The organism is Archangium sp. (genome assembly GCF_057119385.1).
The window spans coordinates 41,685-57,876 of record NZ_DBNGVP010000003.1 but is presented as its reverse complement, the minus strand read 5'-3'; the positions used below and the strand labels follow the sequence as shown (position 1 = coordinate 57,876).

Below are 16,192 nucleotides of genomic sequence, written 5' to 3'. Positions count from 1 at the left end.
GCCGTCACCAGGCGGTGTGGCGGTAGTCCTTGAAGAAGTTGCCCCACACGAACTGGCGGGTGTTCTCCGACGTCATGACGGGGTCCACCACGCGGGCCGCGCCGTCGACGATGTCCAGCGGCGGGTGGAAGTCGAGCTCGTTCTGCTTGCGCTCGGAGTGCTGCGCCGGGTCCTCGTCGGTGACCCAGCCGGTGTCCACCGCGTTCATGTAGATGTTGTCCTTCGCGTAGTCGGGCGCGGAGGTCAGCGTCATCATGTTCAGCGCGGCCTTGGCCATGTTCGTGTGGGGATGTTTGTCCGTCTTCGTCCCACGCGAGAAGCTGCCCTCCATCGCCGACACGTTCACGATGTGGCCGGGCGAGGCGCGGTCGCGCATCATCAGCGGCTTGAGCTTGCCGCAGAGGATGAAGGGCGCCACCGCGTTCACCAGGTGGACCTCCAGCATCTCGGCCGTCGACACGTCCGCGAGCTTCATCCGCCAGGAGTTCATCTCCCGCAGGTCCACCTGCTGCAGGTCCGCGTCCAGCTTCCCCTTCGGGAAGAGGGCGCTCGTGTCGCCCTCCTGCTCGAGCGCATACGGCAGCAGCGACAGCGCGGCGGACGAGTGGATGCCGATGGCCGGGTCCGTGCTGCGCCACGTGGGCATGAGCGACGACGGGTCCGTGCCACCCGCGCCGAGCGTGGGCTGCACCGCCGCGACGCATTCCACGTGTCCGGCGAGCAGCGGGCGCAGCTCCGGGGGGAGGTCCTCGACGCGGCGCAGCTCGCCCGCCAGCAGGTGCTCGTAGAAGCCGGGCGGCCGGCGCACCGTCTGCGCCGCGTTGTTGATGAGGATGTCCAGGCGGTGGTGCGTCTGCTCGAGGTGCCGCGCGAAGAGCTCCACGCTGGGGGCGTGCCGCAGGTCGAGCCCGTGGATGTGCAGCCGGTGCGACCAGTCCGCGAAATCGGGCTCGCGCGCGTAGCGCTCCGCCGAGTCCATGGGGAAGCGGGTGGTGGCGATGACGCGCGCCCCCGAGCGCAGCAGCATCAGCGAGGCCTGATAGCCGATCTTCACGCGCGCGCCGGTGATGAGCGCGACCTTGCCGGTCAGCGGCGCCCGCTGGGTCCGCTTCGCGTAGTTGAAGTCCCCGCACTCGCGGCACATGGTGTCGTAGAAGAAGTGCAGCTTGCGGTACTCGGCCTTGCACACGTAGCAGCGGCGGGGCACCTCCAGGATGCGCTCCGGACCCTCCTCGGAGGGCGGGGGCGGAGGCAGCTGCGGCACGTTGAAGACGGGGGAGCGGCGCAGGGCGCGGATCTCCGTGGTCGCGCGGACGTTGCGGTCGTGCTCGCGCTTCGTCTCCTTGCGCTCGCGCCGCATCGCCTTGTGGAGCCGGGAGAGGGTGGTGCGCTCCGGGTTCAACACGCGGCCGGCCGCCTCCAGCATGGCCTTGCGGTCCGCCTCGGGGATGCCGTTGAGCAGCATGCGGTTCTCGGCGATGGCTCCGAGGATGCGCGTGACCTGGTGCACCTCCTCCAGCGACAGGGCGGACGAGGTCTCCGTGGACGGGGGCAGCTGGGCTTGCTCGGCGTTCTTCATCGCACCGGTGCATACCTGCCGGGGCGCCGGGAGAAAAGGGTCATGGAGGGGCCGGGCCTGGTGGGTGGGAGGGGGGCCCTGCGGCCGGGCGCCGCTCAGGGGCGGGTGGAGGACTCCGGCTCGGGGGGGAGGAAGGAGCGGTGAGCCTCTCCGCGCGTTCTCGAAAGCTTGCTCGCCGGGAGAGAAGCCCCGCCGCCCGGATCGGCGGGTTCCTTAGCCAAATGAGTGTGCGCTGCGCGCGACTTGGGGCGACGTTCGCCACCTTCGAGCACTTCTTTACCGCGGAGAGCATCAAGGAAGGCCCTTGCCTGCTCGTGCGTGAGCTGCGGCTGCTTCCCACTCTCCTTCAATGAAGATCTCCAACTTGGAGCCGTGGTTCGCGCCGCTCTCCTGCACCCTTACTCGTGCCTCTTGGTCGCTTCCGGACTCGAAGGCGATGTGCGTGTACGGGCTGTTCCCGTCCCAGACCGTCCCAACGATGGCCAGTCGGACAACTGCCCCATCGTCAGGCCGGCTTCGGGAGGAATGTCTCCATGCCCCCCACCGGTTTTGAAGCCCTACCGCCTGCTCCCTCCCCAATGAGAAGCACCACGGGAGTACTCCCCGCGCCTATCCCCGGGAGAGAGGCGGGTCGTACAGCTCGTACGTCCCCTGGCCGGTGTTGCTGATGCCTCCCACGATCAGCAATCGGCCGTCGTTCAACAGGGCCGCGTCATGGTGCTCACGATCCACTTGCAGGGAGGCGACGCGGTTCCAGGACGCCAGGTGCGGATCGTACAACTCGGCCCCCGTGAGGATGCCGACGGCCTCGTGGTAGCCTCCGGTGACGAGGACATGTCCGGTGTCCAGCAGGGTCGCGGTGTGATCGCGGCGGGGTTGTTCCATGCGGCTGGTGGCCTGCCAGGTGCCGGTGGCCGGATCGTACAACTCGGCCGAGCCGCTGGTGTCCTCGATGCGGTTTCCTCCGGCGACCAATACGCGTCCGTCCTTCAACAGCGTGGCCGAATGATCGTACCGGAGGGTGCCCATGACTCCCGTGAACCGCCAGGTACCCGTGGTTGGATCGTACACCTCGGCGGAGGCGAGCCTCTGGGTGGAGGTGTTCTCGCCCCCTGCCACCAGCACCCGCCCATCCTTCAGCAGCGTGGCAGTGTGCGCGCCCCGGGCGGTATTCAGGTTGCCGGTGGTGGTCCAGGTGTTCGTGGCCGGGTCATACACCTCGGCCGAGGCATGCCGCGTGCCCGAGGCATTCTCGCCCCCTGCCACCAGCACCCGCCCATTCGGTAGCAGCGTGGCCGTGTGTTTGATTCTACCCTCGCGTATGGGGGCCGCGGCCCGCCAGGTTCCGGTGGCCGGGTCATACAGCTCTGCGGTGGATGGTTTGTCCTCGCCCCCCATCACCAGGACGCGGCCATCCGGCAGCAACGTGGCCGTGTAGGTGCGGCGGTTGGCGGAGGTATCGCCGGTGGGCACCCAGGTATCGGTGCGCGGATCGAAGATGTCGACCAGGGGAACCCAGTCTCCGAGTGCGAGCACCCGGCCATCCAGCAGCCGCACGATGCGAGCCTTGGCCTTCTGGCTCCGGCCCGCCGGCTTCGGGATGCTGAGCGAGCCCTTGCGCATCCGGAAGACGTGCCGGCCCAGGAGCGAACTGTTGTGGCTGGTGCGGGTCAGTCCCGTCGCCGCGTTGCCGTCGAGCAGCGCACCGGGGAGCCGCGAGCCGGGAAAGCCGAAGAATGTGTCCGGTTTGCCCGTGCCCGCGGAGAAGCCCGCCGCCGCGGACTGGCCTCCCAGGCCGCCGTTCCCTCCGCTGGCGGCCCCGGACTCCCACTCGAGGCGGTCGTAATTCATGACGATGTCGAAGTTGCCCAGCCCCGAGTCGTTCCTGTCCACCAGCAGGAGTTGGAAGCTGTTGAGCTTGTCGGTGCGCTCCCGGCTGTAGCCGACGGAAATCCAATTCACGCAGAAGGCCAGGTGGCCATCGAAGCGCACGGTGCCGTATCTGACACGTCCGGAGCCCGCCGCCCGCGTATCCACGTCCGCCAGGAAGGGGGCGATGATGGGAATGCTTCCGGCCGTCACCTCGAAGGGGATGTATTTGTAGAGCGGCGCCTGGAATGTGACGCTGCCATTCGTGTTGATGTGGAGCCGGGTGTAGAAGGTTCCGAAGAAATTGATGGGAAATCCCAGCTCGATCGGACCCACCGAGCCATCATCACTGGCTGGCAGTACGTAGGCGTTGGAGCCCTCGTCCATGAGGATGGGTTTCGGGGGGGAGCCACTGGCTTCGTTCGAGATGTCTGGCATTGGCATTGCCTCCAGTCTTCAGTTTCCAGCCGGGCGTAGCTCCGCGGGGACATGGCGCCCGAGTTTCTTGTACTCGCTCGCGAAGCCTCTCAAGAGGTCTGTGTACTCAATGGGACGCGCTTCCTGGCGCGCGAGCACCGCCGCGAGCAGCACGGCATTGCGGATGTGGCCACCACTCAGCTCCGCCATCGCGGCCAGCCGGTTCAGGTCCTTGGGCGCCACCCGGTGCCCCTCCCCGAGGTGCGCCTGCCAGAGGGAGCGCCGCTCCTCGGGTCCGGGCATCGGGAACTCGATGATGGAGTCCAGCCGCCGCATGAAGGCCGGATCGAACCGGCCCTTGCTGTTGCTCGTCAGGAGGGCCACCCCATCGAAGGACTCGATGCGCTGGAGGAGGTAGTTGGTCTGCGCGTTGGCGAAGCGGTCGTTCGAATCGCGGATGTCCGTGCGGCGGCCGAAGAGCGAGTCCGCCTCGTCGAACAGGAGCATCACCTCGGCATGCTCGGCCCGCGCGAAGAGCTGCGCGAGGTTCTTCTCCGTCTCTCCAATGTACTTGCTCGACACGCTGGCGAGGTCCACCCGGTACAGCGGCATTCCCAGACGTGTGGCGAGCCAACCCGCCGCCAGCGTCTTGCCCGTGCCGGAGGGGCCCACCAGGAGCGCCGTCACGCCCGTGCGGTAGCGCGTGGTGGCGGAGGCACCGAGCCCCTGGGCCAATCCCTCGCGCGAACGGCAGCGCAGCAGCAGCGCCTGGAGCTCGGCGGTGAGGGGCGGGTTGGCCACCAGGGCCTCGTCGCTGATCGGCTCGGGCAGCGCCTGGGCCAGCGAGCCCAGCCCGGCGCCCTCGGCCGACCACGCCGCGGCCACCAGGTCCCGTGCCTCCGGTGCCGCGCGGCCCGCCACGGCGGCGTGACGCCGCGCCAGGCGGCTCAATTGGGAGATCCTCCCCGCGCGGTGGCGGTGGGCGCTCGCGAGGTGTTCGGCCAACGGGGCGTCTCCCAGCGCCGCCTCCCAGAGTGCCCGGCGCTCCTGCTGACCGGGGACGGGCAGCGTCCAGGTGAGAAGGTTTCCCTCGGGCCATTCGAGGTTCCCCTCCGGCCCGCTGGTGAGCAGGACAGGGCCTTCGTAGAGGGGCGGGGAGGGGACGAGCTTGCGCTCTCCGGGGCCGAGGTCGAAGCAGAACACGGGCAGCAGCGAGCGCAGGTGGAGATAGGGGCCGAGCGCCTCGGTCCGGTCGGTTTCGAGGAAGAGGGGTCGCCGGCCCATGGCGGTGGCCAGCGCGGCCGCCACGGTGCGGAGCTCCGCCGTGGAGCCGCCGCGCAGCAGGAGCGCGCTGCGCGGATGGGCGGCGAGGGTGTCCGCATGCCGGCGCACCTGGCCGAGGAGGGAGGCGGGGAGGAGGAACTCGGGGTAGGGGCCGGGCCCGAGCGTCGTTCCGGGCCACGAGGCTTCCTGGCCGCGCAGCGCGAAGTAGAGGGGCAGGGGCAGCGCGAGCGTCTGCTCGGCGAGGGGGGCCTCGGTGCCGGAGCGGGAGAGCAGCCCGCCGCGCACGGCGGTGCCATGGGCGAGGCCATGCAGTGGAAACAGTCCCGGGGGAGCCGCCTCGGCGAAGGCCGAGGAGACGAGGCCCAGCGAGGGACGGGAGGTGCTGGCGGGGTGCTGGAGGAAGGCGAGGGCACGGCCCACCAGGGGCTCCTCCTCCACGGCCGCCGCGAGGGCCACGGTGAGCAGCTCCAGGAGGGAGAGGTTCAGCTCCCGGGCGAGCCGCACGAGGGGCGCGTCGCCGGGGGTGGGCGTTTCGAGGCAGGCCCGCGCGGCCGTGAGCCAGCCGGGGTGCGAGGCTTCGACGCCCTGCCGGGCGCGGAGCAGGACCCGGAGCTCGTCCGGGGTGTCGTCCTCCGAGGGGTCGAGCTTCCGCGCCAGGGCCGCCAGGGCGCAGTCGCGCAGGGTGAGGAGCGTTGCTGAGGGAATACCCATGGGGATTCTCCTGCTCGAGATATTTTTGTCATTCCCAACTGCGGAACGACCAGTCCGCAAGAAGGTCGTCGATACCGCGATACTGTGTTTCGCGCATGGTGTTACCCCAGTACTCGGCGGAGACGAGAAGATCATCCCAGCGGCGAGTACCGGGCTGCCTTGTCAGGCAGGTCATCAGGTCGTATGTCGATTCGACGATTACAAGGCATTCCAGGCGCCGCCCCGCCTGCCATCTGTCTTCCTTCGCCGGAAGCAATTCGGGTGTATGGGAAAACAACTGCTGGGCCGGGTCGACGGACTTGAGAAACTCATCGCTCTTGAGGCGCACGAAGCCGTGCAACTCCCACAGGGTTCTCAACGACCGCGGAATTTCACCCATCTCTCCTTCGAATCGATCGATGCACGATGGCGGCGTGGGCTTTCCAGCCATCATGAATCCATCTTCGTAACCATTGATTCTGTTTTCATCCCAATCCTTGAGCTGATAGACCAGGATGTGGCCCGTCCCGCAGACTCCGATCTTCGCGTCGAGAATGCTCCTGGACAGGTAATCGACGAAGCGTGGCAGGACCTCCGATGCAGGAGCCCAGAGCTCACGGACATGGACCGCGTCGGGGCTCTTGACGAGCGCGAGCCAGGCTTCGGGCACCTCGCCGCTCAACCTGTCGAGCTCCTGTTCTTGGCCAATCAGTCGTGGGCACCAGTGCCCGCATTTGCCTAGAAAATCATCCCAATTCAATGTTCACTCCCCTCGCTCATCTTGCCGCGGCGAGCACGTCCGCTCGCAGTGTCTGCAAAAATGCATCGATTTTGCTGCCACCAGGCGGGTTGATGATGTTCGTGTAGACTTGGCTTGTCAGTGGTCGATCTTGAGTTCCCGCCGGCTGCTCCAGGGTTTTTTTGATGCCGAATAGCTTGTCGTGGATGATGTCCTCGATCTTGTCCTTGGTGAATTGCTCCAATTGTGCCTGGGTGGCCTTGGCATATTGGTTGCCTACTGGAACGCTGGCTGGGGCGTGTCCGGCGTGACGCTTCAGGAGCGTCCAGGGACCCTGTGCGTTGTCACAGGTTTTACACTGCGCGTCCTCTGTCACTGCGGGGCCTTTTGTGCTGGTTCCCGCGGAAATGATTTTCTTGACCCAGCGATCCTGTGTCGTGACTCCGAATTTGTGAAACACTCCTTCGATTGCTTTTTCCCAGACGCTTTGGGAGATGACGCTGTGCGGACGAGTGTCGCCAACCCGGCCAGAGAAAGCTCCTCCCGAGCCGATGGTTTCGGTGACGGTGCCGCAAGCGGGGCAGACATCATCCTTGTAGATCTGAACGATCTCGGCATCGAAGGTCTCGCCGCTGACCCCATGCTTGAAATGAGCCGTGGTCTTGTATGCTGGCCATGCTGGTTCGTCGAAGGTGACGGTTGCTCCGTGCCGGTCCGCGGCTTCCCGGCAGATGGAGCGGAAGAATTGCTGCGAGGGAAGTAGGTTCTGGGCGTGCTTCTCGATCTCCTTGATCAAAGGATCCAGGTTCTTCAGTGCGCCTGAATACGTCGCAAGACCCACGACCGTGGGATTGATGTTGCCATCGAAGCTGATCCCCCTATCGGAGCGGGTCACCATCACCTTCGAAACTCCCGTCTGCTGGGCGATCTTTGCTCCCACCTCTGCTACGGACTCCGACCTCTCGAGGGGGTCGTGCTTGACTGGCGGAAGCGTGAGCTGCCCGCTCGGCCTGTCGTATCGAGCATCTTGGTGCTCCGCGAGCAGTTTCTTCGTTACCTGCCTGGGATCGCCTCCGGCCTTGTAGACAACAGACCCCGATTTGATCGTGGCCAACTCCCTGGCCAGGGCGGGCGACACCTTGTTCATGGTGGCCGAATGCGGTTCGACAAGCGTCTTGGGGACCGTCTCTCCACCCTCCTCGCCAACCCTCTCGCCCTCGTCCTTGCCCGGCTTGCCTTTCCCTGGCTTCCCCTTGCTGTCTTTGCCAGGTCTGATCTTGTCCTCTGCGGGTTTCGTACTCGCGCTCTTCTTGCTTCCCTTCTTCCCACCTGGGGCGGGCGCCTTCGCGGGAGCGGAGGCACTCTTGCCACCCGCGCCTTTCTTGCCACCGGCGGGTGCGGCCGCCGCTCCTCCCTCGTCCCACTTCGCCGGCTGGTGGTCCTCGCCGCCCTTGCTCTTGCCCGGCACGCTCTGGCTGAGCAGGTCGCTCATGAATTTGCCGCCGTCGAACTCCACCTCCGTGAACTTCACCGCCGGCCACTGCTTGGAGCCCAGCACGTGCTCCACGTCCGCCCCGATTCCGAACTCCCCCGGCAGCGGGTACTCCAGGCTCCCCAGCGGCCACGTCCACTTGTCGTCCGGCAGCGGCGACCACCACGGGCTGTCCACCTCGAAGAACAGGTCTCCCCCCAGCCCCAGGAAGGGCTGCGCCGCCAGCTCCATGTGGCCCTGAATGTAGAACTCCCCCGCCGCACCCGCCTTCTGCCGGTAGCCGATGATGGGCGTGGCCTCCACGTAGCCTCTCACTCCCGTCAGCGCCCACACTCCCACGCCCGCCTTGATGTCGTGGCCGAGCAGCTCGACGCCCACGCCACCCTCGGCCCGCAGCCGCAGGCCCGCGAACGCCGAGATGTTCAGCGTCGCCTGCAGGTTCAGCTCCTTGTCCACCCGCTTGTCCGTCGAGTACTGCCCCGACAGCTTGATGTTGTAGAGCTTGCCGGGTCCGATGGTGGCCAGTGCCTCCAGCCCGACGTTGGCGAACACGAACACGTTGCCCACCACCGGCAACCCATAGGCCGCTCGCGCCTCCAGCTTCAGCAGGCTCTTCGTCCACTCCTTCTGCTCGAAGAGGATGATCTCCTTGGGCGGGGCGATCTCCCCTCGCACGGTGGCCTCACCCGTGCTGCCCACCACCACCTTCGCCTTGCCGGTGAGCCACTCCGTCAGCGAGAAGTCCAGCTCGCCCCAGCCGCAGAAGGCGCGCGGTCCTGGTTTCGCCTGCGCTCCGGCCGCGCCCGGGCTCGCGGCTCCTGGGGCCGCGCTTGGAGCACCCTCGCCACCCGGCGTGGGAAGTCCGCCGGCCTGTGGGTCCTTCGTCGTGATGTCGCGCGCGGTGGCCGCATCCGTGGCGAGCAGTGTGATGCTGCCCTTGAGCCGGTCGCCCGCGTAGCTGGCCGTTCCCTGGATGTCGAGCACCCCCTGGTTCAGCCGCGCGTCGGCCCCACCGGACACCTTGCCGATGGACACCTCCAGGTGCGTCTCGCCGGACAGGCCCGTCTCGGGGCTGTAGCTCACCTGGAGCTTGCCGCCCGAGCCACCGGGGAGCTTGACCTCAGCCTGGCCGCCGAAGCTCACCTGGCCATTCTCGAAGCCGAGCTGTCCGCTGCCGGTGACGAAGCCGCTCAAGGTGAAGTCCACCGACTCGGCGCCCAGCTTCAGGACTCCGTTCTCCAGCGTGTTGTGGATCGACTTGATGCCCAGCTTCGACAGGCCCTGGAGGCCCAGGGCTTCAGGCTCCTTGCCGAGCATCCCCAGCAAGGACGAGTCGTTCCGGGGCACCGCGCGTCCGGGTTTGCCGAGGGCGGCATGGCCGGTGATCACGTTGTTCTCGATGCTCACCACCAGCACCAGCCTCCCGCCGAGGATGCCGTCGAGCGGGGGCAGGGAGAGCGGCAGTGCCGCGCCCTGGCCCGTGGTGCTGTAGCCGCCCTCGCCCTCAACGAGCTCGAGCTCACCCGCGGCGAGATTCCCGAGCCGGGCCATGGCCCTCCCGTTCTCGTCGAGCCGCACGGTGGAGGCGTCCAGCATCCCCTTGCTCAAGTCGATCTCGCCCGGCTGGGCCTTCGGGTTCGTCTTGGGCGCCTGTTGGAGCTCGTCCCGCAGGTAGCGCGGGAGGGTGCTCTCGCGGCTCCGGGCCGTGGAGACGTTCCCCTGGGGTTGCTTCCGGCGCCCCTCCTGCACGGAGGCCGGCGAGGAACTGGCGGACGGCTTGCGAACGGGTTCAAAGGCCATGCGCGTTCCTCACGACTCTCCGTAAAGGTAATGGAAGCGCACCACCCGCCCGAGCCAGGGAACCCATCCTGGATCCACATCGAGCCCCGCGCTGCGTACGCGGATGTCCACCTGCTGGATGTCGAACAGGATGTCGACATGGGTGCGTGTCGCGGTGATGCGCGCGGGACGGCGGATGAGGGTGTGGAGCCCGAGCCGTGCCTGGAGGCGGCACCATCGCCGGGCCTCCGTCAGCAGGCCCCGGAGCCTCGGGCCGAGCTCCTGCTCTTCATGCGGTGTGAGCGGGCTCGCCGCTTGAGGGGCGAAAACCACGCGCGAGGGATCCGCCGCGGGCGCGCCGAGCCGCCCGGCGATGAGTGTGAGGAAGCGGTCGGGCAGATCGAGCTCGGCGAGAGACGGGTGCTGCTCGAGCAGTGTGGCGATCCCGAGCCGCTCGAGAACGGGCACGAGGAAGAGGAGCCCGCCGACCACGGTGGGACGAGGGTGCTCCGGCCACTCGGCGGGTGACACCGTCGCTGGCGCGAAGGAGGGGTCCGGCGGCTCCGAACCGCGCTCGAGGGAAGGTGGCTGCGGACGGAGGGTGGGCTCGTGCGACACGGGGCGCGTGCGCGGCGCGGCGAGGCGGGAGGCTTCCTCCGAGCTCATCTCCCTCGCGGCAGCCTTCCGAGCGGAGCTTCCGGGCGTCGGGAGTGCGGTGTTGCCGGCGGGCAGCCGCGAGGCCGCGGGCGTGGGCGTGAGCGTGAGCGTGGGTTCCTCCTCGGGGCGGGATGGCACTGCGCTGGAACCCTCTCCGGGTGGAAGTGCCTTCGCGAGCGCAGCGCTCTCGGTGGAGGCGGGCACGGTTTCTTCGTGTCCGCCGTTTCGCTGCGTCACCAATGCCGGTGGGGACACGAGCCTGGCGGCGAGGTGCGCCGCACGTTCGAGCAGCCGCGCGTCGGCGAGCCGCCCCCGCCGTTCGATGACGAGAGCCGCCGCTACAAGCCAGATGGAGCGAGCATCCGTGGCGCTCCACGTCTCCACCCATCGTGTCACCGCGGCACGCAGGGCGGGGGAGCGCGGTTCTTCCACTGGCGCACGGGAGGCCATTTCCCCGGGACGAAGCACCGGGGCCGATGGTGCTCCTCCGAAGGACCGGACCAGTTCCGGGCCCTCCTGCCAACGCAGGGACTGGAGCAGGACGTCGAGGAGCCCCTGGGCATGCAGCGTCTCGACGAGCCGTACCGCGGCGGCCGGTCCCGCGCTCGTGCGCAGGGCGGTGGAGAGCGTCAGGCGCAAGGCCTCGTCGCGCGGCTGGGTGGGGTGGAATCCTGGCACGGCGAGGGGCCAGAACCAGGCGGCCACGGATGAGCCACGTGCCAGCCGCCCCGCGAGCAGCGTGGAGGGCTCCGCGTCGTCCCGGAAGAAGACGGCCCCCCGGCGCGCGGCGGATGAATCCTCGGCGTGGACCGCGGACCGGGACAGCTCGCGCACCCGTTGCTCCAGGGTGAGCGCGAGGCTCGAAGGCGGAAGGTGGCCGTGGATGACCCCCACCGGGAGTGAGCGGATGAGGAGGACCCGGCCAGGGCCCGCTTCGGGGAACGAGGCGGTGCGCAGGGCGTCCTCGAGCAGCAGCGCGCCGTGGCGCACGAGGGCCTCGTTCCTCGCCGATAACCGGAGGGTGTCCACGCGTCGCATCGGTTCACCACTCGGCGCCCATATAGGGGAGCAGCGCGCCCGTGCCGCGGGCGGGATCGGCGAAGCGTGCCGACGTCTTCTCCGGCAGGTGCACCGTCGTCGACGAGGCGGACAGCACGCGCGCCTTCACCACGCTGGAGGAGAGGTCTTCCACCACGGCCTGGACGGTCTGCTCGCCGGAGCGGATGAGCACGTGCATGCCGATGCGCACGCGGGCGGGATCCACGGCGAGCTCGAGGGTGCCGCCCACCCTGGCCACGGATGGCTTGGAGACGTGGCCGGAGAGCAACTCGTCGACAGGGGCGTGGCTGGCCAGCAGCAGGCAGATGCGCACCAGGTCGTTCATCAGCGACATGGCCTCGGGCTCGGTGGTGACCACGCGCTGGAAGAGCCAGTCCACCAGCGTCTGCATCTCCCTCCGCTCCGTGACCTCCAGCTCATCCCACCGCGGAAGCCGCGACAGATCATGCAGGTCCACGGGAGCGTCGTACTGGCTGAGCTGCTCGGCCCATTCCAAGCGGATGACGGGCAGCACCTCGCCGAAGCGCTGATAGAGGCCGGTGGCCACCTTGGAGATGTGCTCCAGCTCGGTGGCCGTGTTCCGGGCCACGTCCGAGCGGCCATGGGCCATGTCGATGAGGTCGCCGAGGGAGAGCTGCGCGTGGGCGCTCTGCTGCAGTTCCAGCCACGTCTGCGTGTAGAGGACGGCGGGCTCGAAGCGGATGAAGGCGCCACGCTGGCGGGCGATGAAGTCCTCCCGGGCCGACATCAGCCGCGAGAGTCCCAGCGCGAGGCGCGTGGGCGTGCGTCCGGAGATGATGGGCAGCGAGATGGGCATTCGCTGGAGGGCGCGCACCTGCGCCCGGGCGAAGGTGCGGTGGATCAGCTCGGTGCGGTCCAGCCCGCGCAGCAACTGGGGCGCGAGGGTGAACCACTTGAGGGACGAGTCGCGGACGAACTCGACGTAGGCCAGCAGCTCGGGCGGCGCGGCGTCGGTGCTGGCGAACACCTCGGGGAGGATGTCCTTCACGAGCCCCGGATCCAAAAGCCGCGAGGGTGTGTCACGGGTGAGCTCGCGGTGGCGGGATCGTTGGAAGACGAGGAAGGGCACGTGCTGCTCAAGGATCTGCGCGCGGCGCTGGTTGACGGCGTCGATGCGGGCCATCTCCTCGGCGAGCAGGGCGCGGGCCACGGTGACGTCCTGGCGGCCCTCGGCCACCTCTCCGTCCACGAGCCGCATGCGCTTGTCGAGCTCGGACCAGAAGGCCTCGATGCGGTCGAGGGTCGCCTTGTAGTTGCTCACGGAGCCCACGCGCGTCGTCATGCGCAGCTCCAGCGTCCGTAGCAGGGCGAGCGTGTGCTCCAGGTGCCGGAGCGCCGTGGAGAAGTAGTCGGACTCCGTCCACTTCAACCGGGCCTGGGCGAGTGCCCGCCGCACGTTCTCCGGTTCCTCATCGAGCCGGCGGAGGGCATCCTCGAGCAGCGCCGCGTTGTTCACCAGGTCGCGGAGGGACAGGTCCTCCCGGACGACGGTCTTCGTGTCGATCGTCGTTCTGCCCGGCCAGGTGACGGGAAGGAGCTCCACCCTCCGGGGCGAACTGCCGGGGACAATCTTCGAAATCCCCAGCAGGAACATGTTCGTGAGGTCGAGCCCGATCTCCTTCACCCGGACGATCTTCTTCACCAGTTCGACGAGCTGCGCGGTCAGCTCCCTCCGGACCGTGCTGGCCTGCTCCAGCGCTTCCATGGCATCCGACAGGCGGATGCGCGCCAGCCCCACGCGCGGATGGAAGCGCGTGAGGAAGTCGCCGTTGCTGTTCTGGGTCACCAGCGGACTGCCCACCAGGGTGCTGCCGAAGGTGGCGGACACGGCGAGCCGGCTGGCCTCCGTGCTGCTGGTGAGCATCAGCTCGCGGACGTGTTGGAGCTCGTCCTGGATTCGCGCGCTACTGGTGCGTACGAAGTCCAGGGCCTGTTTGTGTAGGCCCTCGATGTTGCCGATGAGCCCTCGCAGTCCCTGCTGCCTCACTGTCACCCGCGTGCTGTCGGCCACCTTCTTCAGGTGCAACAGCCCGTTATTGGAGGCCATGAGGACATCGATGGGGTTGGTGCCATCGAGCACGACGCTGAAGGACTGGCGGCTGGTGCTCACGGAGAGGAACTGCCGGGTCAGCAGCTCGGCGGTCTGCCAGCGGCCCTCGTCGAACAGCCGGTACGTGAGGGGCCCCGGCATGGGGAACGTGTCATCCCACCAGAACGCGTGGATCCTCCCGTCCCCCTTGGAGACGACCTCGAGTGCATCGGCGTTCGTCTTGCTCACCATCTGCATGCCGAACTTCCAGCTCCCGGCGTCGTACCAGCCGTGCCGGATTCCCTGCGTCGCGCCATTGCTCAGCACGAGCACGTCGAGCCGCGGAGACCTGTCGTCCGCCTTGGAGATACAGGCCGCGAGCTGGAAGCCCTTGAGGCTCTTCACCTCCACCACGTCGAGCGTCGCGTCTCCGTCCGCCTGGCGCAGATCGGGACCATCGCCCTCGTGGAAGCACGAGAGGTGGTGGAGCCAGTACTCGGCGTAGCTGGGGTCCGATGGGGATCGGCCCAGATAGAGCAGCTCGAGCCGTCCCGCCGACGGGCTGAGCGCCACGATCTGGTTCACGGTCCTGCTGACGCTGGTGTTCAGCACCTGCACGTCCTGGGGCGCGCCGTCGAGCCAGGAGACCTTCAGGATGCTGCTGGTCGTGCCCACGAACGCGTCGATACGCCCGGGACCCCAGGAGACGGCGGTGAAGTGCAGGATCGAGCGGGGGGAGATGCCCGCGCCCAGGTACTTGGGCACGCTCGTCACCCAGCCCGTGGGCGTGCGCCGCATGAAGGCGACGCGGGGAAATCCGGGGGTGGGTCTGTCCTTGAGCAATGGGTTGTAGGCGAGGATGACGATCACCAGCTCGCCGCCGCTCCAGACCGCTTTGAAGTCCAGCCAGGCCGCCGGGTAGTAGAGGAAGTCGCGCGCCACCGGCGAGTCCTTGGTGAAGCGGCGCACGGACAGGTACGAACTGGAGAAGGACGAGTAGTACCGGGTGACCACCGCGAAGGTGCCCTTCGTCGGCGAGACCGCGGTGGACACCGCGCCGGAGTCCCATCCCAGTTGCTCGGGCTGGGCCCAGGTGCCATTGAGCCACAGGGCCTCCTCGAGCACGGGCACGGTCTTGCCCTCGGTGCCGTAGGTCGCCTCCTCCGGTCCGTACTGGCTCGGATCGAGTGGCACCTCGCCCTCGTATTCCCCGGGGATCCACGCGGGATCCTCCGTAGGGTAGCGGTTCGACCGTTCACCCTCGAGCGCGTTGAGCAGCAGCGTGGCCTTGCCGCGCAGGTCCGTGCGCCGCCGCAGCCATTCTCCGAGCCGCTCGAGTCCGGAGGTGATGGCCTTGGGGAAGGCGGGGTCGAGCAGCTCGCTCTGGAGCAGGCGGGGCTCGAAGTGGGCCTCGGGCACGGGGACGAGCACGCGCACGCGCTCCTGCGCCGAGGTGTCCAGCGGCGCGAGCGAAGCACTGGCGAGCGCCACCGCGTCGAGCTGCTCCAGCGGCATGGGGGCCGCGTCGATGATGAAGGGCGCGGGGAAGAAGCGGTGCGTCCACTGGCGGAAGTCGACGGCCTGCTTGGGCAGGCGGCCCACCGGAGGCAGGAAGGCGAAGGACTGGATGGCGGTGCCATCGGCGAGCTGCTCGGACGAGAAGGTGTCGAGGTGCTCGGAGAACTGCTGGAGGCGGGCCTGCCAGAGCAGGGGATTGCCGTGTGCCTCGAGGAGCGGCGGGCGGCTCCGGGGCGCTCCACCCGTGCGCACCACGCTGGCGCTGTCCGCGAAGAGCGGCGTGGCGGGCGCATCCACGTGCATGGGGGGCGTGAATCCGATGAGGGCCAGGGGCACGCCCACCTCCTCCCAGGGCGCGTACGTCTGGTGGGGGCGCTGGCGCTCGGCCTCGAAGAGGGTCCAGGCCAGGCGGTTGCGCCAGGCGAGCGCCTCCGGGTCGGGCATGGGCCAGCTGTCGGGCCAGGCGAAGAGCACCAGCGCGTAGCCATCCACCAGCCGCTGGTCCTCGAGCGCATGCCGCTCCGGATCGAGCTCGGCCGGGTCGTTGGGAGCCGGCGGGTCTTCCCGCTTCGACACCACGGGCACCAGCACGAGCACGGCGGCCCGCAGGCCCTGGTGTGTCTGGGTTGCCTTCACGCTGGCCAGCACGTCGAGGTCGAAGCTCGAGGTGTCCTGGCCCTCCCGCAGCCGGAAGACCGGCACCTGGTCCACGCGGACACGGGTGGCGCGGGGCTGCAGCACGTCCTCGCCACTGACGGTCAGTCCCAGGCCGGGGCCGACCTCGAAGACGTGGAGGTCTTCCTTTCCATCCGCTCCGGGTTCGCGATCCAGGCGGACCTCGAGGCCGGCCACCACGCCAGGGGCCACGAGCTGGCCGCGCAGCGCGAGCCGGCCCGAGCGCTCATGCTGCTCGCGGGAGAGGGATTCCGCCGAGAGCGCGCGGTCCGTGTAGAGATGGGGGCGGACGCGCCAGCCGGCGTTGACGAAGGTCCGCGGTGGAGGCTCCACCTGGAGGATGTGCTCGTCGGGGAGAGGCGCCTTCAGTGGTTTCGTGCTCAT

The 16,192-nt window shown here is 68.4% G+C and carries 7 protein-coding genes; all 7 read right to left on the bottom strand.

Going from position 1 to position 16,192, the window contains the following annotated elements:
- Positions 1-4: 4 nt before the first annotated feature.
- Complete coding sequence (locus AC16DP_RS01390; RefSeq protein ID WP_329726007.1) at positions 5-1,579, bottom strand: SDR family NAD(P)-dependent oxidoreductase; 1,575 nt, start codon at positions 1,577-1,579, stop codon at positions 5-7.
- Between the two features lie 609 nt (positions 1,580-2,188).
- A complete protein-coding gene (locus AC16DP_RS01385) occupies positions 2,189-3,886 on the bottom strand; it encodes a nidogen-like domain-containing protein (RefSeq protein ID WP_329726008.1) in 1,698 nt (565 codons plus the stop codon).
- An 18-nt stretch (positions 3,887-3,904) separates the two neighbouring features.
- Positions 3,905-5,860 (bottom strand): ATP-binding protein, encoded by a 1,956-nt coding sequence (locus AC16DP_RS01380; RefSeq protein WP_329726009.1) that lies wholly within the window; start codon positions 5,858-5,860, stop codon positions 3,905-3,907.
- 28 nt (positions 5,861-5,888) lie between these two features.
- Complete coding sequence (locus AC16DP_RS01375; RefSeq protein ID WP_329726010.1) at positions 5,889-6,521, bottom strand: hypothetical protein; 633 nt, start codon at positions 6,519-6,521, stop codon at positions 5,889-5,891.
- Positions 6,522-6,615: 94 nt separating this feature from the next.
- Positions 6,616-9,870: a hypothetical protein gene (locus tag AC16DP_RS01370; RefSeq protein WP_329726011.1), complete on the bottom strand. Its 3,255-nt coding sequence runs from the start codon at positions 9,868-9,870 to the stop codon at positions 6,616-6,618.
- Between the two features lie 9 nt (positions 9,871-9,879).
- Positions 9,880-11,544, bottom strand: coding sequence for a hypothetical protein (locus AC16DP_RS01365; protein WP_329726012.1), 1,665 nt, complete (start codon positions 11,542-11,544; stop codon positions 9,880-9,882).
- A 4-nt stretch (positions 11,545-11,548) separates the two neighbouring features.
- On the bottom strand, positions 11,549-16,192 hold the full coding sequence (locus tag AC16DP_RS01360; RefSeq protein WP_329726013.1) for a hypothetical protein: 4,644 nt from the start codon (positions 16,190-16,192) through the stop codon (positions 11,549-11,551).